General features: G+C 61.7%; 21 protein-coding genes. 7 read left to right on the forward strand and 14 right to left on the reverse strand.

Annotated elements, in window-relative coordinates:
- Positions 1-300: 300 nt before the first annotated feature.
- On the reverse strand, positions 301-1,269 hold the full coding sequence (locus tag JSS95_08445; GenBank protein ID MBS1799839.1) for an isoaspartyl peptidase/L-asparaginase: 969 nt from the start codon (positions 1,267-1,269) through the stop codon (positions 301-303).
- A gap of 175 nt (positions 1,270-1,444) precedes the next feature.
- Positions 1,445-3,580, reverse strand: coding sequence for a glycoside hydrolase (locus JSS95_08450; protein ID MBS1799840.1), 2,136 nt, complete (start codon positions 3,578-3,580; stop codon positions 1,445-1,447).
- 209 nt (positions 3,581-3,789) lie between these two features.
- Here JSS95_08450 and JSS95_08455 point away from each other — a divergent pair, with 209 nt between their 5' ends.
- Both JSS95_08455 and JSS95_08460 read left to right on the forward strand, forming a co-directional pair.
- Positions 3,790-4,944: an A/G-specific adenine glycosylase gene (locus tag JSS95_08455; protein ID MBS1799841.1), complete on the forward strand. Its 1,155-nt coding sequence runs from the start codon at positions 3,790-3,792 to the stop codon at positions 4,942-4,944.
- Positions 4,945-5,018: 74 nt separating this feature from the next.
- On the forward strand, positions 5,019-6,680 hold the full coding sequence (locus JSS95_08460) for a M28 family peptidase (GenBank protein ID MBS1799842.1): 1,662 nt from the start codon (positions 5,019-5,021) through the stop codon (positions 6,678-6,680).
- A 112-nt stretch (positions 6,681-6,792) separates the two neighbouring features.
- Here JSS95_08460 and JSS95_08465 read toward each other — a convergent pair whose 3' ends face one another.
- From JSS95_08465 to JSS95_08485, 5 genes are all read right to left on the reverse strand, one after another.
- The gene (locus JSS95_08465) at positions 6,793-7,341 is read right to left on the reverse strand and encodes a PEP-CTERM sorting domain-containing protein (GenBank protein ID MBS1799843.1); all 549 of its coding nucleotides are present in this window, start codon (positions 7,339-7,341) and stop codon (positions 6,793-6,795) included.
- Between the two features lie 138 nt (positions 7,342-7,479).
- Positions 7,480-7,902: a DUF1761 domain-containing protein gene (locus JSS95_08470; GenBank protein MBS1799844.1), complete on the reverse strand. Its 423-nt coding sequence runs from the start codon at positions 7,900-7,902 to the stop codon at positions 7,480-7,482.
- Positions 7,903-8,012: 110 nt separating this feature from the next.
- On the reverse strand, positions 8,013-10,724 hold the full coding sequence (locus JSS95_08475) for an ABC transporter permease (protein MBS1799845.1): 2,712 nt from the start codon (positions 10,722-10,724) through the stop codon (positions 8,013-8,015).
- Positions 10,725-10,737: 13 nt separating this feature from the next.
- Positions 10,738-11,082 (reverse strand): PadR family transcriptional regulator, encoded by a 345-nt coding sequence (locus JSS95_08480; GenBank protein MBS1799846.1) that lies wholly within the window; start codon positions 11,080-11,082, stop codon positions 10,738-10,740.
- A 114-nt stretch (positions 11,083-11,196) separates the two neighbouring features.
- Complete coding sequence (locus JSS95_08485; protein MBS1799847.1) at positions 11,197-13,485, reverse strand: GH92 family glycosyl hydrolase; 2,289 nt, start codon at positions 13,483-13,485, stop codon at positions 11,197-11,199.
- Positions 13,486-13,935: 450 nt separating this feature from the next.
- On the opposite strand from JSS95_08485, the gene JSS95_08490 reads away from it, so the two are divergent.
- Positions 13,936-14,358, forward strand: coding sequence for an OsmC family protein (locus tag JSS95_08490; GenBank protein MBS1799848.1), 423 nt, complete (start codon positions 13,936-13,938; stop codon positions 14,356-14,358).
- A 390-nt stretch (positions 14,359-14,748) separates the two neighbouring features.
- Here JSS95_08490 and JSS95_08495 read toward each other — a convergent pair whose 3' ends face one another.
- Positions 14,749-15,702, reverse strand: coding sequence for a cation transporter (locus tag JSS95_08495; protein MBS1799849.1), 954 nt, complete (start codon positions 15,700-15,702; stop codon positions 14,749-14,751).
- 28 nt (positions 15,703-15,730) lie between these two features.
- Positions 15,731-16,252 (reverse strand): DUF3592 domain-containing protein, encoded by a 522-nt coding sequence (locus JSS95_08500; GenBank protein MBS1799850.1) that lies wholly within the window; start codon positions 16,250-16,252, stop codon positions 15,731-15,733.
- 446 nt (positions 16,253-16,698) lie between these two features.
- Here JSS95_08500 and hslV point away from each other — a divergent pair, with 446 nt between their 5' ends.
- From hslV to hslU, 3 genes are read left to right on the forward strand one after another with little or no spacing between them, the layout of a single operon-like run.
- A complete protein-coding gene (hslV, locus tag JSS95_08505; GenBank protein MBS1799851.1) occupies positions 16,699-17,250 on the forward strand; it encodes an ATP-dependent protease subunit HslV in 552 nt (183 codons plus the stop codon).
- Positions 17,247-17,465, forward strand: a complete 219-nt coding sequence (locus tag JSS95_08510; protein ID MBS1799852.1) for a hypothetical protein — start codon at positions 17,247-17,249, stop codon at positions 17,463-17,465. The genes hslV and JSS95_08510 overlap by 4 nt, the downstream gene beginning before the upstream one ends.
- Before the next feature lie 2 nt (positions 17,466-17,467).
- Positions 17,468-19,057, forward strand: a complete 1,590-nt coding sequence (gene hslU / locus JSS95_08515; GenBank protein MBS1799853.1) for an ATP-dependent protease ATPase subunit HslU — start codon at positions 17,468-17,470, stop codon at positions 19,055-19,057.
- Between the two features lie 307 nt (positions 19,058-19,364).
- Here hslU and JSS95_08520 read toward each other — a convergent pair whose 3' ends face one another.
- Together JSS95_08520 and asnB are read right to left on the reverse strand one after the other, a co-directional pair.
- Positions 19,365-21,056: a glycosyltransferase family 39 protein gene (locus tag JSS95_08520; GenBank protein MBS1799854.1), complete on the reverse strand. Its 1,692-nt coding sequence runs from the start codon at positions 21,054-21,056 to the stop codon at positions 19,365-19,367.
- A gap of 274 nt (positions 21,057-21,330) precedes the next feature.
- The gene (asnB, locus tag JSS95_08525; GenBank protein ID MBS1799855.1) at positions 21,331-23,238 is read right to left on the reverse strand and encodes an asparagine synthase (glutamine-hydrolyzing); all 1,908 of its coding nucleotides are present in this window, start codon (positions 23,236-23,238) and stop codon (positions 21,331-21,333) included.
- Between asnB and JSS95_08530 the strand changes: the two genes are divergently transcribed.
- The gene (locus tag JSS95_08530; GenBank protein MBS1799856.1) at positions 23,155-23,529 is read left to right on the forward strand and encodes a hypothetical protein; all 375 of its coding nucleotides are present in this window, start codon (positions 23,155-23,157) and stop codon (positions 23,527-23,529) included. The two genes, asnB and JSS95_08530, sit on opposite strands and share 84 nt — an antisense overlap.
- A gap of 75 nt (positions 23,530-23,604) precedes the next feature.
- Here the strand turns inward: JSS95_08530 and JSS95_08535 are convergent, their stop codons facing one another.
- The 3 genes from JSS95_08535 to JSS95_08545 form a co-directional block, all read right to left on the reverse strand.
- Positions 23,605-24,600, reverse strand: a complete 996-nt coding sequence (locus JSS95_08535) for a transaldolase (GenBank protein MBS1799857.1) — start codon at positions 24,598-24,600, stop codon at positions 23,605-23,607.
- 175 nt (positions 24,601-24,775) lie between these two features.
- The gene (locus tag JSS95_08540; GenBank protein MBS1799858.1) at positions 24,776-25,795 is read right to left on the reverse strand and encodes a Gfo/Idh/MocA family oxidoreductase; all 1,020 of its coding nucleotides are present in this window, start codon (positions 25,793-25,795) and stop codon (positions 24,776-24,778) included.
- Positions 25,796-25,837: 42 nt separating this feature from the next.
- Positions 25,838-26,044 (reverse strand): hypothetical protein, encoded by a 207-nt coding sequence (locus tag JSS95_08545; protein ID MBS1799859.1) that lies wholly within the window; start codon positions 26,042-26,044, stop codon positions 25,838-25,840.
- Positions 26,045-26,224: the final 180 nt, after the last annotated feature.

Consider the following 26,224-nt stretch of genomic DNA (forward strand, 5'->3'; position numbering starts at 1 on the left):
GCCTATCGATTCTAGTGATTTTTGAGGGAGGCAGAGCATCTGACGGGCCTTCTATCTTGCGGGCCTTCCTATGCGGACAGTTAATTTGTCATCCTGAGCGAAGCGGCAAAGCCGCGCAGTCGAAGGACCTGTATTTGTTAGTTCCCGCAGCAATCATCCACCGGAAGACCAGATGCAGGTCCTTCGACTCCGCTGCGCTCCGCTCAGGATGACAAGCAGTGTAGCTGGGATGTCCCGGTAACTTGCCGTTCCCATCCTTCACGAAGGGTGGAATGAAAGATGTGGCAGGGCCGCAAGCTCTCAATCCTGCGCGTTCCGGGTCACGCCTATCTGTACGCCGTCCCCTGTTCTCAGCCCCCAGGCCATGCGCGGCGTGTTGTGCGCGAGGCCGATGCGTCCCTGGCGGTCGATAAGGATGATTCCGCCATGCCCGCCGAGCCGCCCGTACAGGTAGTCGATCGCAGCCTCCGCAGCTACTTCAGGCAGAACGCCTGAAGCCACGCGGTCGACGGCCCACTTGCCCAGCACCAGCTTCATGATCGGCTCGCCCCAGCCGGTCAGCGAGACGGCGGCGGAGTGGTCGTCGGCGTAGCAGCCGCAGCCGATCAGCGACGAGTCGCCCACGCGCCCAGGCGCCTTCGAGAGCGTGCCGCCGGTGCTTGTGCCCGCGGCGATGTGTCCATTGCAGTCGAGCGCGACCGCGCCCACGGTGTCGTGCGAGTGACCGGTTGGGTCGCCGCCTTCTTCTTCCTTATCGAGATGCAGCGGCCCGGAGAACGTCGTGTCCGTCGCACCCTCCAGCTCGGCCTTCTGAAAGGCCATCAGCCGCTCGCGCTCGCGCGGGACGATCAGCTCGGTGTTGTCGATCAACGCCATGCCGTGCTGGCGCGCGAACCTCTCGGCGCCCACGCCGACGAAGTACACATGCGGGCTGTGGTCGAGCACCAGGCGCGCGGCGCGGATCGGGTTCTTGAGCCGCTCGACGCAGGCCACGCCGCCGGCGCGAAGGTTCTCGCCGTTCATCAGCAGGGCGTCGAGCTGCACGCGGCCATCGCGCGTCAGAAAGGACCCGCGCCCGGCGTCGAAGGCCTCGTCGTCTTCCATCGCAGTGACCGCGGCTTCAACAGCGTCAAGGGCGCTCGCGCCGCGCTCGAGCAGAGCATAGCCCGCGGCCAGCGCGGCGGCGATGCCGGCCTTGTGGGCTTCGACCGCATTGTCAGGCATGGCCCATGCGCCGCCGTGGATCAGGAGAACCGGCTTCCCTTGCATAGCATCTCAAAGTGTACGGCAGCCTATGGCAAGCATGGCGACTGAAGCAAGGATCATCGTCGAGCGATGGTTTAGCCCATGCCGGTTGAAGACCACACTCTACAAACTATTTTGCAGTTCAAAAGAAAATGGCCCAGGCGATCAAGCCTGGGCCATACCTTCAGATCGGCGTTGTTTACTTTGACGAGGGGTACCCATGCAGTTGCGGCCCCACGCTGTTTGAGAAGACGTAGTTCTGCCGCCGGTCGCCGTCGATCGTCCAGAACATCGCGCCGACCATCTCCGGGTAGCCCTTCGGGTTGCGCAGCCTGTACGTCGTTCCCTTTGGCGCCTTGCCCGTGATGATGTAGTCCATCGCCTGGTTCACGATGTCCGCCGTCGTGTCGCCGATCAGGAAGCCGACCGCCACCTGGCTGGCCTTGAGCGGCGGGAAGAACTGCTTCGGGTCGCCGCCGATGTTGAAGCCGTGCAGCAGAAGCTCCGTCATCGCCGCGTGGTAGTCCACCGTGCCCGGCTGATAGATCTCGCCGTCGAGCCCTTGCAGCGGGGGAGTGTTGTAGTCCTGCACATCGATGAACGTCAGGATATCGCGGATCGCATACGTGATCGCGAGGTACGAGCCGAACTGCCCGCCGTAGCTCGGATATCCGGCCGGGATCTGCGTCCCCTCCGGCACCAGCGAGATCATGAAGTCCTTGCCGAAGTGGTTGTGCAACTGCCGTAGCGCGTCGATCAGGTTCACGATGGAGGGTGTGGTGGGATGCCTGAAGTCCGTGTCGCCCGCGTCGATCGACAGCGACGGGCTCTCGAAGTCGATGTCGATGCCGTCGATGCCGTACTCCTCGACGATCTTCGTCACCGAGTCGACGTAATTGGGCACGCGTTTCGGGTCGGCCAGCGTAAAGTGCTGTCCGCCGCCGCCGAGCGAGATCATCACCTTCTTGCCCTTGCTCTTCAGATACTGGACGTCGCGCTTGAACTCCGCCGGATCCATGCCGGTGGGCGGGGCGAACTTCATCGTGCCCTCGGGAGCGTTCTTGTCCGGAATCGCGAAGGCGACCAGGATGTAGTCCCACTGCGGCGAGACCTCGCGCAGCGGGAAGGTCGACGCCGCCGAGCCATAGCCCGCCCAGTAGCCGATCAGCTTGTGTCCGTTCGGGGCCGAGGTCTGGGCGAAGGGCTCAGCCGTCGGCTTCGGGGGGCCGGGAAACGCTCCTCCCATGCCGGGCCGGCGCGACGGGCAGGGCTTGGCCTGCTCCGGCAACAGCTTCGCATCGGGGAAGCTGTAGGTGCTGCCCATCGTCTCCGACGAGCCCGTGTACCACGACATCAGCGCCACGTTCTGTACGTGATACGCGCCGACGGCGTAAGGCTCCGATGCGGGAAAGTTGTTCTTCGGGTTCGTGTCCGTCGGCTGAAGCTGGAAGTACGTCGAGGCCACGCGGTTGCCGCCGCATCGCCCGGCGTCGCCCGGCTTCATCCCCTCCGGGCGCATCCAGCTCACCACGTTGCCCGGGGCCGAGGCAGGATTCAGATGCTGCTCATACAGCTCGCGCTGATACAGCGGGTCCATCAGAGGGTCGTTGATGAACTCCGCCAGTTGCTGCGTGACCGGCTGCACGTCCTTGTCGGTGATAACGGTGGGCGCGTGGCGCAGATAGCTGGCCAGCACGAACGAGTTGCCCGTCGCGCGGTCCACGCCATGCGTGCCCCATCCGCAGCACACGGTCGCGTCGCCCATGGCGTAGAACGCCGTGTTGTGCGTCACAACGAAGACCAGCTTGCCGTCCTGCTTCGGAAGCTGCTTGAAGACCTCTTTCTGGAGGAACTCGATGTCGACAATCGCGGCGGCGGCACCCTCGCGCTTCGACGTCAGCACATAGCCCGAGCCGGCGGGCACCTTGACGGTGATGGGCTTCACCTCCGGCTTGCCCAGCAGCGTGTGCCAGTCCTTTGCTTTGGGAAACGTCGTGCGCAGCATCGCGTCGGCATACTGCGTGCGTCCCAAGCCTTTGAACTCGGCGTGCGCAAACACAGGCGACTGCTCGAGCGGAGCAACGTCTCCCGCCGCGTCCAGAGCATATGGCTTGCCCGCAACCTTCTTCGTCTCGAACTCGAGCCTCACCGGCGCGATCACCGTGGGAATCGTCGTCGTGCCGCCATTGGCGGGGTCCTTTCCCACCAGCGTCAATGTTGCGTCGCCATGCTTCTGCGTAAAGGTCGGAACGGTCCCCTGCGCCAGTGCCGGATATAGCGATCCGAACGAAAGCGCCATAAGGCCGAGGGTTTTCAAGCGTGCTATATGATTCATCTCTTCTCCCTGAAAAATGAGCCGTTCAACAGCATCAAGCAGAAGGACAACCACTGACAACCGGCAATTGCCCTATACCTTTGGACCACTCAAAAAGATGTGACGAGGCGCCAGACGGCAGGTCACTGCGAGCTAGAGGCGTCCTCGTCGTGCGCCGTCGCCATATTCCCCATAGTACGGCTGCGTGGGAAGCGATAGACTGTCACGGCATGTCAGCGCGCAAAACTCCAGTGGAGTCCGAGGGGTTCACAGCCCTCACCGAGACCGGTGTCGCGATCGATCCGCCCTCATTCCGCCGCCGCCTGATGAGCTGGTATCGCTCTCATGCGCGCGAGCTTCCGTGGCGCGGCATCAGCGACCCGTACAGGACATGGGTCTCCGAGGTGATGCTGCAACAGACGCGCGTCGAGGCCGTGATCGAGCACTACAACGACTTCCTGCGCCGCTTCCCCACGCTCCTCGCGCTTGCGCTCGCTACCGAAGAAGACGTGCTCGCTTCGTGGTCCGGCCTCGGCTACTACCGCCGGGCGCGTATGTTGCACAAGGCCGCACAGTTCATCACCAGCGAACGCAACGGCGCGCTCCCGCGCACGGCCGCCGAGCTGCGCACGCTGCCCGGCATCGGCGAATATACCTGCGCCGCCATCGCCTCGATCGCCTTCGGCGAGAGCATTGCCGTCGTCGACGGCAACGTGGAGCGGGTGCTCCTTCGCCTTACCGGCCATGCCGAGCAGAACAACGCGCAGGGCCGCGCCTTCGTGCAGCGGCAGGCCGGACTGCTGGTCCCGCGCAAACGCTTCAAGGGCAACACCAACGCCGCGGGCGATCACAACCAGGCCATGATGGAACTGGGCGCGACCATCTGCCTTCCCCGCGCTCCGCTCTGCCTGCACTGTCCTGTCTACGGCATGTGTGCCACGCGCGGCGAGCACATCACCCAGCCACGCATACAGCAGAAGAGCCGCCCCGCCGCCTACCTGCTGAACATCCGCAAGCGCGGCGTCATCACCGAGGTCCTGCTCGAGCGCCGCGCGCAAAATGCCAGCCTGATGGCCGGCATGTATGAACTGCCTCCTCTGCCTCAGGATGCCGTGGAAGGGCGCGAGCCCATGCTGCGACTTCGCCATTCGATCACCAGCACCAACTACTATGTGCAGGTCTTCGCGCCGCGGGGCAGCAGAGACCGCGCGCTGCGCCGCGCCGTTCCCGCCGCGCGTACCGATCTGCGCTGGTTCCGCACCGGCCGCCTGCACTCGCTCGCGCTTACCGGGCTGGCGCGTAAGATCTTGCAGCGGCTCGATGTCATGTCTGTGCGCCCGGTGCGGCTAACCGGCGTTGAAGACGAGCCGGTCATCATGAAGTAGGCGCTTACGCGTAAACTCAAAACCGGCCTGCTTTCTTTGAGGAGTATCCCGTGAACTTTCTTCGCGCAGCGTCAATGTCGCTTTTAGCGCTCTCCGTCTCGGTCATTGCGCAAACGGTCCCCGTAAACGTAAAAGCCGCTATCGACTCGGTCGATGCGGAAAAGATACGCGCGCACGTAAAGTTTCTCTCCGACGATCTTCTCGAAGGCCGCGGCCCCGGCACGCGCGGAGGCGAGATCGCCGCGCAATATATCGCCACACAGTTCGCGCTCTACGGCCTCAAACCCGCGGGCGACAACGGCGCGTATCTGCAGGAGGTCAACTTCGTCGGCACGAAGACCATCGCCGACAAGACGCACTTCTCCTTCGTGCCCGACAAGCCGAAGGGCGGAGGCATGTCCATCATGCTGCACAGCTACGACCTCACCTACGGCGACGACTACACCGTCAACAACCGCAAGCTCACCGAGACCGCCGACATCAACGCGCCGATCGTCTTCGTCGGCTACGGCGTCGTCGCGCCGGAGTTCGGATGGAACGACTACGCAGGCGTCGATGTGAAGGGCAAAGTCGTCCTCTGCATCGTCGGCGACCCGCCGTCGGACGACCCGAAGTTCTTCGGAGGCAAGGCGCTTACCTACTACGGCCGCTGGACGTACAAGTTTGAAGAGGCGGCGCGGCAGGGAGCCATCGGCGCGCTCGTCATCCACCGGACTGATCTGGCAAGTTACGGCTGGGACGTGGTCAAGAACTCGAACACCGGCGAGAAGACCTACCTGCGTGATAACAAGGATCCGCAGCTCGAGGCCGCTAGCTGGATCACGCTCGATGCCGCGGGTACGCTCTTCCACGCCGCCAATCTCGACCGTGACGCCGAGATCGCCGCTGCGGGCAAGCGCGGCTTCAAGGCGATTCCGCTTCCCGTCTCGCTCGAAGCGCATATCGAAGCGAAGGTGCGCAGCTTTCAGTCGCCGAACGTCGTTGCGATGCTCCCCGGCGCGAACGTTGCAGCAAAGAAACCCGATCAGGCGGTGATGTATACGGCGCATTACGACCACCTGGGCATGGTGCCCGGCATGGCCGGCGACAATATCTACAACGGCGCCGCCGACAACGCCACCGGCGTCGGCATGCTGCTGGAGATGGCGCGTGCGTGGTCCACGCTCAAGACACCGCCGCCGCACTCCATCATCTTCGCCTCTGTTGCCGCTGAAGAGCAGGGCCTGTTAGGCAGCGAGTACCTCGGCCAGCATCCGCCTGTTCCTCCGGGACAAATCGCGCTCGACATCAACTACGACATGATCCTGCCCGTCGGCATTCCGCAGGAGGTCAACCTCAACGGGGCGCAGCGCACCACCTTCTACCCCACGGTACAGGCGACGGCAAAACGCTTCGGCCTCACCATCACGCCAGAGGCGCATCCTGAAGCAGGCGGCTACTACCGCTCCGACCACTTCTCGCTCTCGCGCGTGGGCATCCCGGCCTTCTCCGTCGATCAGGGTGAGCTCTTTGAAGGCCACGACCGCGCATGGGGCGAGGCCATCGACAAGAACTTCGTCGACCACGACTACCATAACTTCTCCGACAACTATCACGCCGATTGGAACTTCGCCGGCAACGCGAAGCTCGTTCGCTTCGGCATGGAACTCGGTTGGGAGGCCATCTCCGCTCCCAGAACGATCGAGTGGCTGCACGGCGACGAGTTCGAAGCCGCACGCAAGGCGACGGAGAAGTAGTTCGTCTTCTTCGGTAGATTGCACTTACAGAATTGTCATTTCGACCGGAGCGCGCAGCACGGAGTGGAGAAATCCGCTTCTCTACCGTTGCACTTGCGCTCTCCGCGATTCTTCAGCCGCGCACTCTGCGCCGCAAGGCTCCGACAGCGCCCAGCGCACCCGTCCCCAGCAGCAGCAGCGACGAGGGCTCCGGCGTGGGCGCGGTGTTCACCTGCGTCAGCGTCGTCTCGCCCAGCCTGATCCAGTACTGCGAGGTCTGCACCACGGTCAGGTCCACCACTCCCGTGCCCAGCAACGCGATCTGCGACGAAGTCAGCGATGCGCTCCAGGGCGTCGGTATCGAGGTCATGTTCTCGTAGCAGGCTCCGAACTCCACGCACTGCGCCACCAGAATGGACCCCAGGTAAACGTCCAATCCCGAGGAGCTTCCCGTCAGCGAGTTGCCAAACGTGCCCGAGATGGTGATCGCCGTATCGCCCGGCGTGATGTTGAAGGTGCCGATCACCGTCGACGGCTGATACGGACCGGGATCGGGAAAGCGTGCCGTGCCGTTGTACTCCGGCAAGGTGGTGATGGAATCAGCGTGGGCGAAGACAGGTGCAGCGAAGACGCAGGCCAGCACAAGCAGTCCGGAAAGGCGACGCATAGAATCTCTCCTCATAAGCAAGGAACAGGGGCCCGAAGAACAACGATAAAACTGGAACCCCGATCTTAATCCCGTTTTGGGAGAAATTGACAGAAGACGAGAACAACTGGGGCTATTAGCCACAAAGTTATAAGCCGATCCTGCAACAGGAAGCTACTCGCTCTTCTTCGTCCAACCGCCGAGCACGGCCCCCATAAGCGTCATGCCTGCTAGAGGATAGCCCGCAACCAGTGCAAGAGTTTTCACACTGCGGCCTTCAAAGACGTACTCTGTCGCGAAGGTGGCGAAGACGGTGCAGAACCAGAGGATGATCGCCACCTGCACGCCGCGAGCCACCGTCATCTCCCCCGTCGCCTGAATCAGCCACGACAGAAACAATGCCAGGGCCAGCGTCAGCAGCAGCGCCACCAGATAAGCCAGCGCGGGACTTACGCCGCTCTGCTGCAACTGCTCCATCGTCTTGCCGATGCCCTCGAGCCAAGCGTTGCGAAACATGGTGAACCACACCGCTCCCAGGCCAAAGTAACAAAGAGTCGCAACGACGATCGCCAAAGGATAATGGCGCACGCTGTTCATGGAGAATCCTCGTTCATCCAAAGAGAGTTCAAAAACGGGGCCGGTATTGCTTAGCGGAATTGTAGCGAAGTACATGCGTTCCGGTTCAGAAGAATCCTGACGCTACCGCGCTACTCTGCGCGAAGAGCAACGGAAGGATCGACGCTGCCTGCGCGTCTGGCAGGCAGACCACTTGCTGCCAGCGCAACAATAGCGACCCCGATAATGGCAAAGAGATAGCTGGTGAGGTCCAGCGGTTTGACTCCGTAGAGAGAGCTCTTCAGGCCTCTGGAGGCGGCCATCGCAAGCGGTATGCCAATGGCGACACCAGTTGCCGTCAGCAACAGACTTCCGCGCAGAATCATCCACACGATCTGCGCGCGTTGTGCACCGAGCGCCATCCGCACGCCAATCTCCGCACCGCGCCTGTTCACACGATAAGACAGGGTTCCGTAGAGTCCCGTAGCGATGAGAACAATGGCGAGGATGCCGAAGCATCCAGCGAGGCGCGCAAACATGATCTGCTGCGAGATCGATTGCTCGAAGACTTCGCTCTGCGCCATGGGATCGAGCAGCGGTATATCCGGATCGATCTGCTGCATGAACTTGCGTACTGTAGGCAGCATCTCCATGGGGTTGCCTTTGACGCGCATCTCAACGTTGAGCTCATTTTCAAGGCCGCCCTGGGTGAAAAGAACCCACCGCATGGGCCGCGTCTCTTCCGTGATGCCGGTATATTTGTGGTCTTTCACGACACCTACGATCAGCTTTGGCCTAAGCCCCCTGGTATTCGTGAGGACATGGCCGACAACATTCGTTGTGCCGAGATATTTCTTTGCAAATGTCTCGTTGACGATGATGACCGTCGTGGCTGAGGCAGAGTCTCCATCGGAGAAGTCTCTTCCCTGCACAATGGGCACTCCCATGGTGCGGAAGTAGTCCGAACCAACGATGTTTTCTCGATACTGAGCCTGCTCGGGCTCAACTCCATTCGGTTTGTGTCCATCGACCAGGAGGCCACCGTTATTGTTCGACCATCCCGACCCCGGTCGATTGGAGGCGAAGGAGACGGATTCGACTCCAGGTATCGAGCGCAGCCGCTGCTGCAACCCGACGAAGAATGCGATGCTCTCTTCCTTCGATTTCACATGTTGCGGATGAACACCGAACACGAGAACGCCAGCTGGTTTCTGGCCGAGAGGAATGTTCATCAGATTGCGTAGAGTTCCCAGCAGCAATGCGGCTCCTACCAGCAACACGACACACATCGCGACCTGTGTGACGATGACAATGTTTCCGGTGCGTACCTTTTGCGACGTCGTTTGCGATGCAGCCGCCGAGCTGCGCAACGCCATGTCCGGCCCAGAAGACATGGCTGCCCGCAGCGGAGCCAGGCCGAAGACGAGAGCCAGTAGCAGAAGTATGCTCAGCGTGAACCAGAGAACCGTCGTGTCTGGCTGAAGGTTCGAGTCGATTCGCGCCCATGCGCCAAGAGCCTTCGTTGCGCCCAAGGCGAAGATCCACGCTGCCGCTCCACCAAGCGTTACCAGCAGAAGGCTCTCGGTCAGCAGCTGTCTTGCGATCTCCCTGCGCCCTGCGCCCAGTGCCAGGCGGATGCTGAACTCTCTTTGCCGGTTGGCGTTACGCGCCATCAGCAGCATGACGACGTTACACATCGCGATCAACAGCACCAGACCAACCATCGCCATCAACGTCTTCAAGGAACGCGCGAAAGAGTCATCCTGACTGTCGAACTGCTTTGCCGGGAGAAACGAAAGTTGCGGAATCTTCTCTCCTGCGCGCTTTTGTGCGATCCCGAGATAGGCAGCCTGCTGGAAGATCCCCTGCGCCTTGGCCAATGCCTGCTCGCGGCTTACCCCAGCCGGTATCCGGGCCATCAGACGCATGCACCAGAACTGAGGGATCGTCAGATATGTCCCGTCCTCCGCTGGATTTCCCCAGGCATTGAATTCAGGATCGCTTTGTAGCGGAATCCAGAAGTCCAGTGGAAGACTACCTTCGGTTCCTTCGAACCCTTTTGCTGCAACGCCAATGATCGTGAAGGGGTGCGCCTTGATAAAGAGCGCCTTTCCGATCGCGTCCGGATCGCGGGAATAGTGCGTCGTCCAGAACTTCTCGCTGATGACGACATTTGGGGCATGATCATCTTCATCCTTTTCGATGAGGCCGCGACCCAGCTCTACACCAACGCCTAACCCGGTGAAGTAGTTCCCGCTGACCATGTCTCCCGCTGCTTCTTCGGGAACAGTTCCAACCCGCACAGGCGCCTTTCCGCTGGAAGACATCGGGATGAAGCCGATGACCTCCGCGAGGCCGCTGTGCTCGCGCAGTTCGCGATATGCGGCGTAAGAAAACGAGGTAGCCTCGTCGCCGGTATTGTGCGCACCCGTGGGAAAGCCTGTGGTGTGCACGTAGACGACCTTCGATGCGTCATGCACAGGCAGCATCTTCATCAGCACCGCATGCATCACGCTGAACACAGCCGTGTTCGCCCCCACGCCAAGGCCCAGTGTAAGGACACATACAACGGTGAACACAGGTGTCTTCACCAGTTGACGCACACCATATCTCAGATCACGCGCAACGTTGTAAAAGAACATGGTCGTCCTCGCTTCCTTCCTCTGCTGTGTGAGCAGTGTCAGATTTCCGAACTGCCGCCGTGCCGCACGCTTTGCCTCGGCCGTATCCATTCCCTGACGCTCGTACTGCTCGGCCAGCATCCCGATGTGCGCTTCAACCTCTTCGCTGAACGCAGTGTCGTCCGCCGACTGCGCAAACAACGCTTTGAGTCTCGACAGAAAGATGCGTATGCGGTCCGTCAGGCTTGGCATAGGATTAACCCTTAGCTTCAAGAGCCAGCACACGGCCGATTACAGAGGAGATCCGCTCCCAGTTCTCCATCTCAACCGCAAGCTGTTTCAGGCCGCGTTTGGTGATGCTGTAAAACCGCGCGCGACGGTTGTTCTCCGATATGCCCCATACACTGGTGATCCAGCTCTTCTGCTGGAGACGGAGCAGCGATGTGTAGACGGTTCCTTCGTTCAAGGTGAGCACATCTTCACTGAGCTGCTCGATCCTACGCGCGATACCGAAGCCATGCTGCGGGCCTAGGGCGTGCAGGGTCTTCAGGATCATCAGGTCCAAAGTCCCCTGTAACACTTCCGATCTGTCGGTGGTCATTAACTAACTCCTATGGATACTGCAAAGGAGTAACATAACTTCCTTTGCAATGTCCATAGGAGTGCTATACGCTCGCAACTCTTAAAAGTTCGACGAGTCGGAAAAACCGTTCATTTACTTCGCTCCCACTGGCTTCCCGCGCCATGCGCTTGCCCACTTCGACGGCTGCGGGCCCATCACGAACTCCAGCGTTGCGCCCTGCATGATGTCTTTGTAGCGGATCACGGGTTCGTTGAGCGGCTTGCCGTTCAGCGTTGCCGACTGGATGTAGATATTCCCACCCCAGCGAGCGGGCTCGCCGGGGACCCCGGGGTTCGCCGCGCCGGCGTTCTTTGCATTCACCGTGAAGGTCTTGCCGTTGCCCAGCTTCATGGCGAACTTCGAGAACATAGGGCTGCCGATCATGTAGTCGCCGCTCGCGGGATTCACGGGGTAGAAGCCCATCGCCGTAAAGAGGTACCACGACGACATCTGGCCACAGTCGTCGTCGCCGTCGAGACCGGCGGGCTGGTTGGCGTACTCCGCGTTGGCGATCTCGCGCACCTTCGCCTGCGTCTTCCATGGCTGGCCGCTGTAGTCGTACAGGTAGCCGTAGTGGTGGCTGGGCTCGTTGGAGTGAACGTTGTGCTTGCCCGCGAAGTGCTGGTCGAGCTTCGCGTTATACTTGTCCGCGCTGCCCATCAGCTCGAGCGTTCCGGCGATGTCGTGGAACGCGCCCCAGGTGTACACCCACGCATCGCCCTCGGTCCAGCCGGAGACGGAGCGGTTGCCGGGCGTATCGCGCGGACCTCCGATCGGCGCCCACTTGCCGTCGGACGTGCGGCCGTTCATCAGCCCCAGCGCGGGGTTGTAGAGGTTCTTGTAGTTGAGCGACCGATGGAGGAAGAACTCGTAGTCCTTCTCGCGGCCAAGCGCTTTGGCGACCTGCGCCACGCACCAGTCGTCGTAGCTGTCTTCGATGGTGCGCGAGGAGGCCTCGTCGGTCTTGTCGGTGGGGATGTAGCCGAGCTGCTTGTAGTAGGTCAGGCCGCCGCGCGCCTCATAGGGCGTGTGCGGCTCGCGGTCGAGCCAGCGGCGCGTGGTGTCGCCGTCGGGCGGCGTCATCGCGTCCTTGTAGACGGCCTCCCACGCGGTCTTGCGGTCGAAGCCGGTGAAGCCCTTGTTGATGGCCTCGGCGACCAGCGAGTCGGCATGTGTGCCGATCATGATGTTGGTGTAAGAGGGGTTGGGCCACTTCGGCATCCATCCGCCTTCTTTGAAGTTCTGCAACAGCGCCGTGATCATGCCAGGCACGCGCTCCGGGGCCATCAGCGCGATCATGCTGCTCTCGGCGCGGAAGGTGTCCCAGATGGAGTAGGCGGTGTAGGACTCTCCGTTATGTATCTTGTCGTCGAAGGCCGAGTAGTAGCGGCCGTACTCGGAGAAGACGCGGGGGTAGAGCAGCGCGTGGTAGAGCGCGGTGTAGACCATCTTTCGCTGGTCGTTGGTCGCGCCCTCGATGTGGACGCGGTCGAGCTTGTTGTTCCACGCGGCAGTCAGCTTGTTGCGCACGGTGTCGAAGTCCCAGGCGGGAATCTCCTTGCGCAGGTTCTCGCGCGCCTGGTCGACGGAGAGGAACGAGGTCCCGACGCGCACCTCGACCGTCTCGCCGGGGGCGAACTCGGCGTAGGCTCCGCGCGCGACCTTCGCGCCATAGTTTTCCATACCGTAGGTCGTGGCGTTCTTCCATGCGCTGCGGAACTCCACAACGAAGTAGCCTTTGAAGTTCGGCAGGACGAACGGCCCAAGGTTGCGGTCGGTGCGGTCGGGGTTGTAGCCGGTGAACTCATGCTTTGCAATGTTGAGGTTCACCATGCCAGGAACACCGGGCCGCGACATCTCCGCCAGCACGCGCCCTGCTTTGCCATTGGGGAAGGTGAAGCGCATGTACGAGCAGCGCTCGGTCGCGGTGATCTCGGCGCGGATGCGGCTGCCGTCCTTCGCCGTCATCCACACGGAGTAGTAGTCGGGCCGCGCGATCTCGTCGGAGTGCTTGAAGGCCATCTGCCGCGCCTCAGGAGTCGTTGCAGGTTGTCCCACCTGCGGAACCAGCGTGATGTAGCCGTAGTCGCCCATCCAGATGGCGGGCTGGTGTGTGCCCATAAAGCCCTGGATGTTCGTGTCCTCGTACTTGTAGCTGACGACGCTGAGCTTGTTCTGCCTCGTCTGCGCGGTCCAGTTGATCATGCCGAAGGGAGGCGTGACGAAGGGCATGGTCCCGCCGTAGCCGATCGGGCCGGAGCCGGTGCCGATGTAGCTGTTCACCTCGTCGATGTTGCCTTTGGGCGGAGCCGCCAGCGCGGATGCAGTGATGGCAAGCGTGGCAAGACAGGCAGATACGTTCAGCGCGCGTCGTTTCTTCATCGATGAAACGATAGCAGGTCACTTCGTGGCGCGTGTACCGGATTTGAAACTCCGGGTGCCCATCCTTAGCCGTATGGCGGATAAGGGTGGGAATGAGAGATCTTTGCGCCGCCCGGCCGTATCCTCGGTACGTCTCAGTAAAAAAAATCGGCGCAGCTCAGGAAGTAGCCGCAGGTGCGGCAGATGAGCTTGCAGCGGCTGTCTTCGAGCCGCGAGGAGCAGGTGGGGCAATAGACCTGATGGTGCTCAGCCTTAATCGGGCACTGGACCGTTTCAGGCAAAGGCTCGGCCGTTTCGCCTGCGGATGCGGATGAGAGAGACATTTTGCAAGCCTAGCGCACTTTACGAATTTTTCAACCGCCGCCGCGCGACCCGGAGGCATCGAATCATGTACCGTCAAATTACCGGCACGGACTCTGACGCAACCGGTTGAAGACAAAGGAGAGGGACATGGATCGCTACGCAAGCGCCGTATGGCACGGCACATTGAAAGAGGGTAAGGGAACGATCAGCACCCAGAGCGGCACGCTCAAGGAGACGCAGTACAGCTTCGCCGCCCGTTTTGCCGAGGGCGTGGGCACCAATCCCGAGGAGTTGATCGCCGCCGCGCACGCCGGCTGCTACACGATGGCGCTGAGCGCGCAGTTGACCGAAGCGGGCTTCAAGCCGGAGAGTATTGAGACCAGGGCCGTCGTCACGCTCGACCTGCACGATAAGCCGACGATCACGAAGATTCACCTCACGAACACGTCGAAGGTGCCGGGCATCGACAAGGCGAAGTTTGACGAGCTGGCGGGCAACGCCAAGGTCGGCTGTCCGGTGTCGAAGGTGCTGAAGGGCGCCGAGATTACACTGGACGCAACGCTGGCTTAAATTTGTAACGGATACAGGTGTTTATCAAGGGCACAGCTTTGTCTGTGCCCTTGATCTTTGGCGCTATCACGCCCGGAACATCTGTTTGTCGAAGTGGAAGGGCCTCGGTTCGGCAATCTGGACCATTGCGAACTGTGTCGATCCGCCAAATGGCGGACGCTCTTCTCGAAATGCTTTTCGCACAGTCTTTGCGTTCTCGGGTCGAGTGATCTCTCTCCTCAACTTTGTCATCCTGAGCGGAGCGCAGCGGAGTCGAAGGATCTGTGGTTTTCGAGGGTGTCTGATGTCTTTCGAACTGTGTCTGGCGTGGATAAAACGCAGGTCCTTCGACTCCGCTGCTACGCCGCTTCGCTCAGGATGACACAAGTAACTCCGGTCGGTGAGATCAGCTCAGTGCGAGTGGTCGTGGCCGTGATGGTGGTGGCCGTGCGCGCCGACCTCTTCCGCTTCGGGGGGTGAGCTGCAGCCGTGCGTGGTCTCGCAACCGGTCGTCTCGAATTGGATGGTGGTGTGGGTGATGTGGAAGCTGTCATGAAGCCGCGTGTTGATGGCGTTGAGGATGCGCGCGCACTCCGACGCAGGCATCTCGCAGACCGTGATGTGGCTGGCCAGCGCATGCGAGCTTGCGCCGAGACTCCAGACGTGGAGGTCGTGGACGTCGAGTACGCCTTCGACGCCCGCCATCGCCTCGCGGACGGCGGGCAGCTTGATGCCTCGCGGCGTCCCTTCCAGCAGGATGTTGAGCGTCTCGCGAATGATGCCGACCGAACTCCACAGGATCATGGCGGCGATCAGCAGCGAGAGCACGGGGTCGACCCAGCTTCGGTGCGTGGCGAGGATGGCGGCGCCGCCCACGATGACCGCGGCGGTCGAGAGCGTGTCGCCAAGCATGTGCAGAAAGACGCTGCGAATGTTGACGTCGCCCGAAAACTTCCAGAGCAGCGCGGCGACGGTGCCGTTCATGATGACGCCGGCGGCGGCGACCTCCATCATCAGCTCGGGCTCCACCTCGACCGGCACGCTCAGGCGATGGATGGCGGTGATGGCGATCCACACGGAGAGCACGACCAGCGTGGCCGCGTTGACGAAGGCGGCGAGCACGCCCGCGCGCTGGTAGCCGAAGGTCTTCTCGTCGTTCGCGGGACGCGACTGGAAGTAGACGGCGACGTAGGAGAGCACAATGGCCAGCAGGTCGGAGAGGTTGTGGCCGGCCTCGGAGATCAGCGCGAGCGAGTGGGCCTTGAGGCCGAAGAGAAACGTCGCCAGCACATAGGCCGCAGTAAGCCCCATGGAGAGCTTCAGGACGTTCTGCATACGGCGGTTTGGTCCGGCGACCATGTGCATGGGTTAAGTGTAGTCCTGCGAAGGTGCTTCAGTCCGCGTGGGTGGCGTGGTCGCGGCTCTCCTGCAGATGGCGGTCGATGCCGAGGATGGGCCGGGGGGTGTCCGCGCTCAGGCGCAGGCCGCTCCAATTTTCTGCTACAACGATGCTGTTGGCGGGGTTGTGCGGCTCGTAGCGCACCTGCACGGGCAGGTCGGTGCGTATGTCGCGAACGAGGTCCGACAACGTGGTGACGTCCTGCGCGGCCTCGTAGCTGACTCCGGCGATGCGGTAGTTGTAGACGATCACCTGCGGCGTGGAGTGGCTGTCCTCGGTCTCGGCGGAGTGGTGCAGGTGGCCTTCGGCTGTCTCGGTGATGCTGCCGTCGGTGATGCGCCCTTTGGCGGCCAGCTCTTCGCGGCGGGCGCGTTCCATGTCTTCGATGGAGGGGCGCGGCTTGCGGAGCAGGTACCAGGCGATGCCTCCAACTGCTGCCGCTGTGGCGGCAATCGCCAGCGTATTGCGCGGGGAGCGCAGTGCGGGAGAGAGCATCTCTGGCAGAGAAGAGAGCACGAAGGAGTCCTGAGAAGAAGCATAGCCCAGCCCCGGCGGTGGGCGAATGGCCGGTTTGGGGGAGGCGTATCCGGAGAGGTTCCGGGTATCCTGCCGAATTCGTTTTTACATGCCAGGGTGCTTGGGTGCCCCATCCTTGCGCAGCAAGGGTGGGAATGAATCCGATCTGTACCGGGACGAAGATCGTTCATCCCACCCTTCGCTACCGCGAAGGATAGGGCACCCGGCCTGTAGCGGTGTAAGACGGGTCGAGCTTCGCTCGAATGAACCCACACATGCGATGAAGCCGCATGTATGGGGCACCCGGCGTACTGGAGGTTTGGCACGGGCCGGCAGGCGGGGCGATATACTGGGATGTGCCTAAAAAACGCGATCTTTCGAAGTCTCCCCCCCGTTTGCAGCAGGAAAAACCGCTCAGTCTGAACTCCATTGCCCACCCCCTCGATCTGGGGGAGGGACGCCGTGTCCGCTCGACGACGGTGGTTTGTGTCCGGCGAGGCGACTCGGTGGTGATGGCGGCGGATGGACAGGTGTCGCTGGGTGCGACGGTGATGAAGCATTCGGCGAAGAAGATTCGCCGGCTGTACCAGGACAAGGTGCTGGCAGGCTTTGCGGGGTCAACGGCGGACGCCTTCTCGCTGTTCTCGCGCTTTGAGACGAAGCTGGAGCAGTACGCCGGAAATCTGGGCCGCGCGGCGGTGGAGCTCGCCAAGGACTGGCGCACCGACAAGATGCTGCGCCAGTTGGAGGCGCTGCTGATTGTGGCCGATGCCAAGTCGACGCTGATGCTGTCGGGAACCGGCGACGTGATCGACCCGGACGAGGGCATCTGCGCGATCGGAAGTGGAGGCAGCTTCGCGCTGGCCGCCGGACGTGCGCTGATGGAGAACACCGAGCTAAGCGCGCGCGAGGTCGCGGAGAAGTCGATGAAGATCGCGGGTGAGATTTGTATCTATACCAATGACAAGGTGCTCATTGAGGAGCTGAAGACGTCGTGAAGAAGACACCTGCCAATTCAGGTAAGCCGAAAGAACCTTCGCGAGGTGAGTTGGCGGAGCGCTTTCGAAAAATGCTGGAGCTAAGCATGGCTGCCTACCAAAACGATCCCGCTGTAGACCTCGATGCTCCTATCCGCAGAATCACGTGGGAAGAAAAGAACGCGGAACACTTTGCTTTTCACCGCGAGTTTTACGAGAAAGAAAGAAGTAAATAATTATGGCAATCTATCTACCCGGAACCGCAGAAGACCAGGCGCTTGCGCTCGATGAGATGACTCCGCGCGAGATCGTCGCTGAGCTGGACAAGTACGTCGTCGGCCAGCAGGCCGCCAAGCGCGCCGTGGCGATTGCGCTGCGCAACCGCATGCGCCGGCAGAAGCTTGCGCCGGAGCTGGCGGACGAGATCATGCCGAAGAACATCATCATGATCGGCGCGACCGGCGTGGGTAAGACGGAGATCGCGCGGCGGCTGGCGAAGCTGACGAACTCGCCGTTTCTTAAGGTGGAGGCATCGAAGTTCACCGAGGTCGGCTACGTTGGCCGCGATGTGGAGTCGATCGTGCGCGACCTGGTGGAGATCGCCATCGACATGGTGCGCGAAGAAAAGATGGAGGAGGTGGAAGACAAGGCCGAGATGGCCGCCGAAGACCGCCTGCTCGACCTGCTGCTTCCTCCCACGCCAGCGGCGACGGTGGCAGCGGCTGCGACCGAGGTTCCGGGGACGAACGTGATTCAGCTTCCGGCGGTGACTCCTGAAAACGGCTCTGTGCCCGTTGAAGACAAGCCCGGCGAGCGCGAGCAGCGCACACGCGAGAAGCTGCGGCAGCAGTTCCGCGAGGGCAAGCTGGATGAGCGCATGGTGGATCTGGAAGTGCGCGATCGCAACATGCCGAGCTTCGAGATCATCACCAACCAGGGCACCGAGGAGATGGACATCAACCTCAAGGACATGATCCCCGGGTTGTTTGGTCAGCGCACAAAGAAGCGCAAGATGAAGGTCGCCGAGGCGTTCGACTACCTGGTGCAGGAGGAGGAGAACCGCCTGATCGACATGGACCAGGTGACGCGGCTCGCGGTGGAGCGCGTCGAGGACTCGGGCATGGTCTTTCTCGACGAGATCGACAAGATCGCCGGACGCGAGGGTGGGCATGGGCCTGATGTCTCGCGTGAGGGCGTGCAGCGCGACATTCTTCCCATCGTCGAAGGCACGACGGTGAACACGAAGTATGGCATGGTCTCGACCGACCACATTCTGTTCATCGCTGCGGGTGCGTTTCATGTATCGAAGCCGAGCGACCTGATCCCCGAGTTGCAAGGGCGTTTCCCGATCCGCGTCGAGTTGCAATCGCTCACCGTCGAGGACTTCGTGCGCATCCTGACGGAGCCGAAGTCATCGCTGGTGAAGCAGTCGACGGCGCTGCTGGAGACAGAAGGGCTGAAGCTCGAGTTCACGAAAGAAGCCATCGCGGAGATGGCGCAGTTTGCCTTCAAGGTGAACGAGACGACAGAGAACATCGGCGCGCGCCGTCTGCACACGATTCTTGAGCGCGTGCTCGACGAGATCAGCTTCCAGGCTCCCGACCTGATGAAGGCTTCGCGGACGGAGCCGACGGAGGAGGGAGTCGTGGCGCAGATTGCGGCCTCGGCTCCTCTGACGGGAGGGCCGACGCAGGCCTCGCCTCTGCCGGTGATCGAGCGCGAGACGAACGGCGTGAAGGAGAAGGTGATCGTCGTCGACCCGGAGTACGTGCGCCAGCAGGTGGCCTCGATCGTGAAGGACCAGGACCTGAGCCGGTACATTTTGTAGATTGTTGTGTTTTGTTAAGGCCATGGCTTCAGCCATGCCGCCACAGCTTCACTAAGAAGCGGCTTTAGCCGCTGAGGTATGCTTCGTTCGTACAGACACGGGACCTCAGGGGCTAAAGCCCTTTTCCATCCTGGAACGTCTTACGGCACGGCTAAAGCCGTGCCCTTAACACAACGGTTCGAGCTTCGCTCGAATACCCACCTTAGGCGCGATGAAGCCGCGCAGAAGATGGGGCACCCAGTACGGTGCCTCACTGGAAAAGCACATTCCTTCGCTGCGCTACGGAATGACAAACAAAACATCGCGACTACTGGTTGCTCAGCAGATAATTTCCGCCACTCGTGGCGACGATCTTCATCTTGTCGCCGAGAAGCTGTTTGAGGTGTGGCATGTCCGCGCCCCAAACCAGCAGGTAGGTGCGCTCGGGGCTCTCCCAGTGTGCTTTGAGTTCGTTGTCGCCGATGAAGACCTGCTTCGCGTCCGGCGCGTAGCTGCCGTACTCGAGGTTGGCGCTGCGGCCGTTCCATAGCAGCGCTGTGCGGTTGGTATAGAAGAAGGTCGCCGAGAAGGCGTAGTAGGCGTCGCCTTCGATGAGTTGTCCCGGCGGCGATTGCTCCAGTGCTTCTGCAAGCTGGTACGAGCCGAGGTAGGGGTCGAACTTGATGAGCGCGAGGCGCGCCGCCTGGATGAAACAAAGCATCGTCACGGCGAGCACGGCGACGGTCGCTCCCGTCTTGCGCGTACGCAGGAGGCCGGCGACGCCGACCAGCAGGCCGCATCCTGCGACGACGAGCGGGATGCGCAGGTAGGCGAAGGACTTCAGCGTGAGGTCGCTCATGTGGCCGAGCGAGAGCGTGTAGAGGTCGGGGTTCTGCGTCAACGCCTCGGAGATGTCGCCGGGCGTGGGCAGCTTCGCCGTGCATGCGAGAAGGAAGACGATCGCCGCGAGGCACGTGCCGAGAATTCCGATCAGCGCGATGCGCGCGGGTTTCGGGTACTCCTCGCGCGATGCGAGGTGGTACGCGAGCAGCATGGCCAGCGCGGGATAGATAGGCAGCGAGTAGTACTCCTGCGTGGTGGAGAGCGTGAAGAAGCAGAGGATGAAGAGGATCCAGACCAGCGCGAGGATGCGCGTCCGGCCTTCACGTGTGGCGACAGCGGGGCCGCGAACGATGCCGCGCTTGAGCGCGACGGGCAAGGTCAACGAAAACGGAAACAGCCATGCGAAGTGCAGCAGCCAGAACCAGACGCGCGGCACGGTGTTGTAGTCGCGCGGATAGCGCATGTTGAGGAAGCGGAAGAGGTGCTCGTTGAGGAAGTAGAACCAGAAGAAGCCGTGGTACTCGCCGGGGCTGGAGTGCATGGTCCAGTCGAAGTACGGCGGATTGGCGAGTGTAGCGAGGATGTGCCACGGCGCGGCGACGACGAGCACGAGGACGAGTCCGCTGAGCGGACGCAGACGGCGGATGATCTCGCCGAGTGACGTCTGCCGCGTGATCGCGAGATAGATCGCTGCGATGATGACGGGGAAGACAGCGGCGACGAGCCCCTTGAGCAGCAAGCCGCAGGCCAGCGAGAGGTAGAGCGCGAAGAACCAGCGCGCGGGGTGCGGCTCGTCGTCGTCGAGCAGGCGCAGCATCGACCACAGAGCCAGTGTGATGGTGAGCGTGAGCGCGGCGTCGGGGATGAGAATGCGCGTGAAGAGGAAGATGCCGATGCAGGTGGCGAGGATGGTGCCCGAGTAGATCGCCGCGCGGCGCCCGAAGGCCCACAGCGCGAACCGCGCCGTCACCCAGCAGAGCGCGATGTTGATGAAGGCGAGCGGAAGCCTTGCCGCCCAGTCGTGCACACCGAAGACCTTGTACGAGGCCGCCATGATCCAGTAGATGAGCGGCGATTTTTCGAGATACGCGATACCGTTGAGCCGCGCCGTGACGAAGTCCCCGCTCTCAAGCATGTTGCGCGCGATCTGCGCCTGCACCGCGTCGACGTCGTCCATCAGGTGCGGTGGCGAGAGCACGAGCGGAAGGAACGAGAGCGCCGCGACGATCAGGACGATGGCGTTTACACTCAGGCGGTTTGTATTCTTCGGTTTTTCCAGAACAGTTTCCATGAATGAGACAAAATGCAGGTCCCTTCGGCAAGCTCAGGGCAGGCTCTTCGACTGCGCATCTCGCGATGAGACTGCGAGATGCTTCGCTCAGGATGACACATTTAGATTGTGTCGTGGCGTCGATTTCCGGGTGCCCCATCCATCTCAGCCGCGACGCGGCTCAGGCCGAGACGGCGGAGTAGTCCACCGGGGCTTCGATGTCCTCGTCGCACTGGATATTCCATTGTTTGATCCACAGGAAGAGCATCATCATGCCCCACAGATGATACCCGTAGTTTGCCTTTCTTTCCATATGCAGCTTGATGAGCGATTCAAGATGCGGCCAGTAGATAATGCCCGTCTCCTCCACCGTCTTTCTGTCGAGCGTGTCGAGCAGCAGCGGCTTCAGGTGGCCGCGCAGCCAGTCGTGCACGGGAATATCGAGGCCCTGCTTCTTCTTGCAGAGGATGCTCTGGGGCAACTTGTCCTTCATCAGGTTGCGCAGCAACAGCTTGAGGTTGCGGCCACGGATGCAGTAGTTGGCCGGCAGGGTCGCGGCGAACTCGACGATGCGGTGGTCGAGGAAGGCCGGCCGCACCTCGAGCGAGTGCGCCATGCTCATGCGGTCGACCTTCACCAGCAGGTTGTCCGGCAGGTAGTACGCCTGGTCGAAGGCCATGAAGCGGCGAACGTCCCCTCCGGCCGGAATGGTGGCCAGCAGCTTGAGAATGTGCGTGCTGTTCTCGGAGATCATCAGGTCGCGCCGCTGCTGCTGCGAGAAGGTGCCGTTCCAGAAGATGTGCGAGCTGCGCTCGTCGAGCAGCGTGCCGTGCAGGAAGCGTTGCAGCTTGTAGTCGAGGCCGATCTTTTTGTTCGACGCACGCAGGCGGTTGGCGGAGCGCAGCGATAGGCGACGGATGCTGCGGGGAACCATGCGGGCGCGGCGTGCATATTTGTCGGCCAGGTAGGTGATGTAGCCGCCAAAGAGTTCATCGGCTCCCTCGCCCGAGAGCGCTACTGTGACGTGCTTTGCCGACATCCGCGACAGGTGCCAGACGGGGACAGCGCCGGCGTCGGCGTTGGGCTCGTCGGCGTAGTAAGCCATCTCGACGATGGAGTCGGGCGTGACGACCGAGGCGTCGAGGTCGAGCTCGTGGTGGCGGGTGCCGTAGCGTGAGGCCATCTCGCGCAGGTAGGGCGCTTCATTGAACTCGCGGCCGTTGAAGGTGATGGAGAAGGTGTTGAGCGGCGTGGAGGCGTGCTGGCTGGCGTAGTGCAGCATGGTGGAGGAGTCGAGCCCTCCGCTGAGCCACACGCCAACCGGAACGTCGGCCGTCAGGTGCTCCTTGACCGACTGCGAGATCAGCTCGCCCAGCCGCTCGGTGGAGTCGCCGAAGCTGGTGTGCGCGCTCAGATCGGCGCGATCGATCTGCCAGTAGCGGTGCGTGGAGATCTCGCCGTCCTGCCAGGCGAGGAAGCAGCCGGGCATCAGCTTTTGCACCCCGGCGGCGAGGGTGTGCGAGCCGGGAACGTAGTTCATGCCCAGATAGGTGTCCAGCGCGTTGAGGTCGATCCGGCGCGAGACCTCGGGGTGGCACAGCACAGCCTTCATCTCGGAGCCGAAGTAGATGTCGCGTCCGTTGCGGGCGTAGTAGAGCGGCTTGATGCCCATACGGTCGCGGGCGAGGATCAGACGGCGGCGCGACTCCTGCCAGATGGCGAACCCGAACATGCCGCGGAGCTTCTCGATGCAGGCTGTGTCCCACTCCATAAAGGCGTGCAACACGACCTCGGTGTCGCAGGCGGTGCGGAAGGCATGGCCTCGGGCGACAAGCTCACGTCGCAGCTCGGCGTGGTTGTAGACCTCGCCGTTGAAGACGAGCACAAAATCTTTGTTATCGGAGACTACGGGCTGGGCTCCGGCCGCAGGGTCGATTACCCGGAGCCGGGTGGCGCCAAGCGAGGCGGACGAACTCTGCCACGCAGACTGGTCATCGGGGCCCCGGTGAATGATGGAATCCACCGCTTCGATAATTCTCTCGGAAAGGAAGGTATGGGCGACATGGGTAAATCCTGCAATTCCACACATCTTCTAAAACAGCCCTCTAAATTTTTGTCCAATATACCCGAAACTTTTTCCGAAGAGATGTTTTTAAGGGAATTTCCCCAAAAAAATACGCTGGAGCGTCAACTTTTTTCCAGCATTGTTCGTCTTAATCGTCCTTTCAAGCCGTTCATTCTGAACCGCAGGCGAAGAATCTCAGTAGTTTTATTTCCCCGCGAGAAAGAGACGATAGTAGCTGGCGGGATCATCCTGAGGAAAAAATTGATGGCGGCAGTGGAAAAATGCGAGGATTTTTCGCTTCGCTCAGCAGAATGACAGCCTTGGCGCAGGCGAGAAAAGAAAAAGACCGCGCGATGCGCGGTCTTTTCGGCTTCCGGTTGAAAACAGGTGTTAGCGTGCTGCGGCCGGCTCCGAGATCTCGGTGAGCCGCTTGGCCAACGTGTGCTCCAGCTCGACGAGGGCCTTGGAGAAGCCGTCGATGCCCTCCTTCAGCTTGTCGCTGGCCATGCGGTCGGCGGTGTGCATCTTGTCGAAGGTCGCCTTGTCCATCGTCAGCTTCTCGATCTTCATCGCCTTGGCCTTGGCCGGGTCGAGCTTGCGCTCGAGCGTTCCCTGCCCGGCTTCCAGCTCGGCAAGCAGCTTCGGAGCGATGGTCAGCAGGTCGCAGCCGGCCAGCTCGATGATCTCGCCTGTGTTGCGGAAGCTGGCTCCCATGACCTGGGTCTTGTAGCCGAAGTGCTTGTAATAGTTATAGATCGTGGTGACCGAGATGACCCCCGGGTCTTCGGCGCCAACGTAGTCCTTGCCGGTGTCCTTCTTGTACCAGTCGAGGATGCGGCCGACGAAGGGCGAGATCAGGGTGACCTTCGCCTCGGCGCAGGCAATGGCCTGGTGCAGGCCGAAGAGCAGGGTCATGTTGCAGTGGATGCCTTCCTTCTCGAGCACCTCGGCGGCCTTGATGCCCTCCCAGGTGGAGGCAAGCTTGATCAGCACGCGCTCACGCGAGATGCCGGCGCTCTCGTACTGCTTGATGATGTCGCGGGCCGTCTCGATGGACTTCTCGGTGTCGTAGGAGATGCGCGCATCCACTTCTGTAGAGACGCGGCCGGGGATAATCTCCAGAATCTTCTTGCCGAAGGCGACGGCGAGGGTCTTGAAGGCCTGCGCGGCGACCTGCTCGTCGGTGGCACTGGCTCCGGCGTCCCTGCGGGCCTGCTGCAAAACGTCGTCCACGATGGACTGATACTCAGGCATGCCCGCGGCGGCCTGGATGAGCGACGGGTTGGTGGTCGAGTCCGTCGGCTTGAACTGTTTGATTGCATTGATGTCACCGGTATCGGAAACCACGGTGGTCATTCCACGAAGCTGTTCCAGAATTGTCGCCATTGTGCGCTCCTTCGCTGCTTAATCTGATTCTATCAAGGCTGGCCGGGTTACGCCGGATGGTGCCAGCCGCTCAAACTTCATTCAACGCAGTGGTGCGGCCAATCGCCAACAGGCCATAATATGGCGTAAACCGTTTGTTTTAAGTTGATTGCGCCGTTCTTTGCCAGGAGGATTGTTAGATCTTCAGCCCGGCCCGGCCCGCGTGGGCAGCAATCGCCGCGTTGATCTCGAGCGCCAGCTTCAGCGCCGCCCGCCCGTCTTCGCCTGAGACCACCGGCGTCGACCGCGTACGCACTGCGTCGAGAAACGCAGCGATCTCCAGCCGCAGCGGCTCGCCCGGCGGCACGTCGACCTTCTTGAGCGACAGCCCGGCCGAAGGATGATTGCCCGTCCCCTGCGACGCCTGTAGAAGTTGCGCCATGGCAACCAGCTTCGCCATGTCCATCCCGGCGGCGGCGGTGACGTCGATCATCAGCAGGTCCTGCCGCGCGAAGTCGATCGAAAGATACTGGTGGGGCTGAAAGAAGCGTAGCTTGCGCACGCGCTCGGTCGAGATGCGGCTGGCAGTGAAGTTGGCCACGCAGCCCGACTCAAACTCGACGCGCACGTTCGCGATGTCGACCTTCGGCGACAGCACGGGCAGGCCGACCGCGCGCACCTCGCGCACCGGCGACGCCACCAGCGAGAGCACGATGTCGAGATCGTGGATCATCAGGTCGAGTACAACATCCACATCGAGCGAGCGCGGCGTGAAGATACTCAGCCGATGCGACTCGAAGAACATCGGCCTGTTCAGGACGCGCCGCGCGGCAGCGACCGCAGGATTGAAGCGCTCCAGATGACCCACCTGCACGATGCGGCCATGCCTTGCGGCCAATGCAAGGATGCTGTCCGCGTCTTCGAGACTCGGCGCGATCGGCTTCTCGATCAGCACGTCCACGCCCTCAGCGATCAACTCTTCGGCCACGGCGCGATGATGCACCGTCGGCACGCAGACTGAAGCGGCGTCGACCCTGGTCGCGACGAGGCACTCTGCAACGGAAGCGAAGCCGGGAATACCGAACTTCGACGTGGCCTCGGCGAGAGCCTTCGCATCGCCGTCAACAACGGCGACCAGCTTGAGAGCTTCGCCCGCCTGCGCCAGTCCGTCATACACACGCAGATGATTGCGGCCAAATGCACCCGCGCCAATCACGGCAACGCGAAGTGGAGTATCGTTCGCTGACAATGGGGCCACTTACTCGATGGGAGCTTCAACCGCCGCGCGGCAGCGTGCGTAAAGCTCAAGAAGGTGTGTCACCTGGTCGTCGGCCTTGACGGCCGGGGTCGCCGCAAAGCCGGTCGCTCCTGTGGTCTTGCTGGCGATGTTGGCGTGGCTGGCGACGAACTTCAGCAGGTCCAGCGCGATGTCTTCAGGCCGGCGCGCAGCACTCGATATTTCCATGGAAAACCACCTCTCACTGTTTCTTCAGGCTCGATGTTAATCTGCGCGCATCGCACAAGCAAATGGAAGCGCGGATCGACACGGACCGACGCGGATGAAAGCCAATCGCGATCAAGAAGAAAGTCTTTCTCCGCGTGCATCCATGTACCTCCGCGGTCGCTCCTGTCGTTACACTGAAAC

This window comes from Acidobacteriota bacterium (assembly GCA_018268895.1).
GTDB lineage: Bacteria > Acidobacteriota > Terriglobia > Terriglobales > Acidobacteriaceae > Edaphobacter.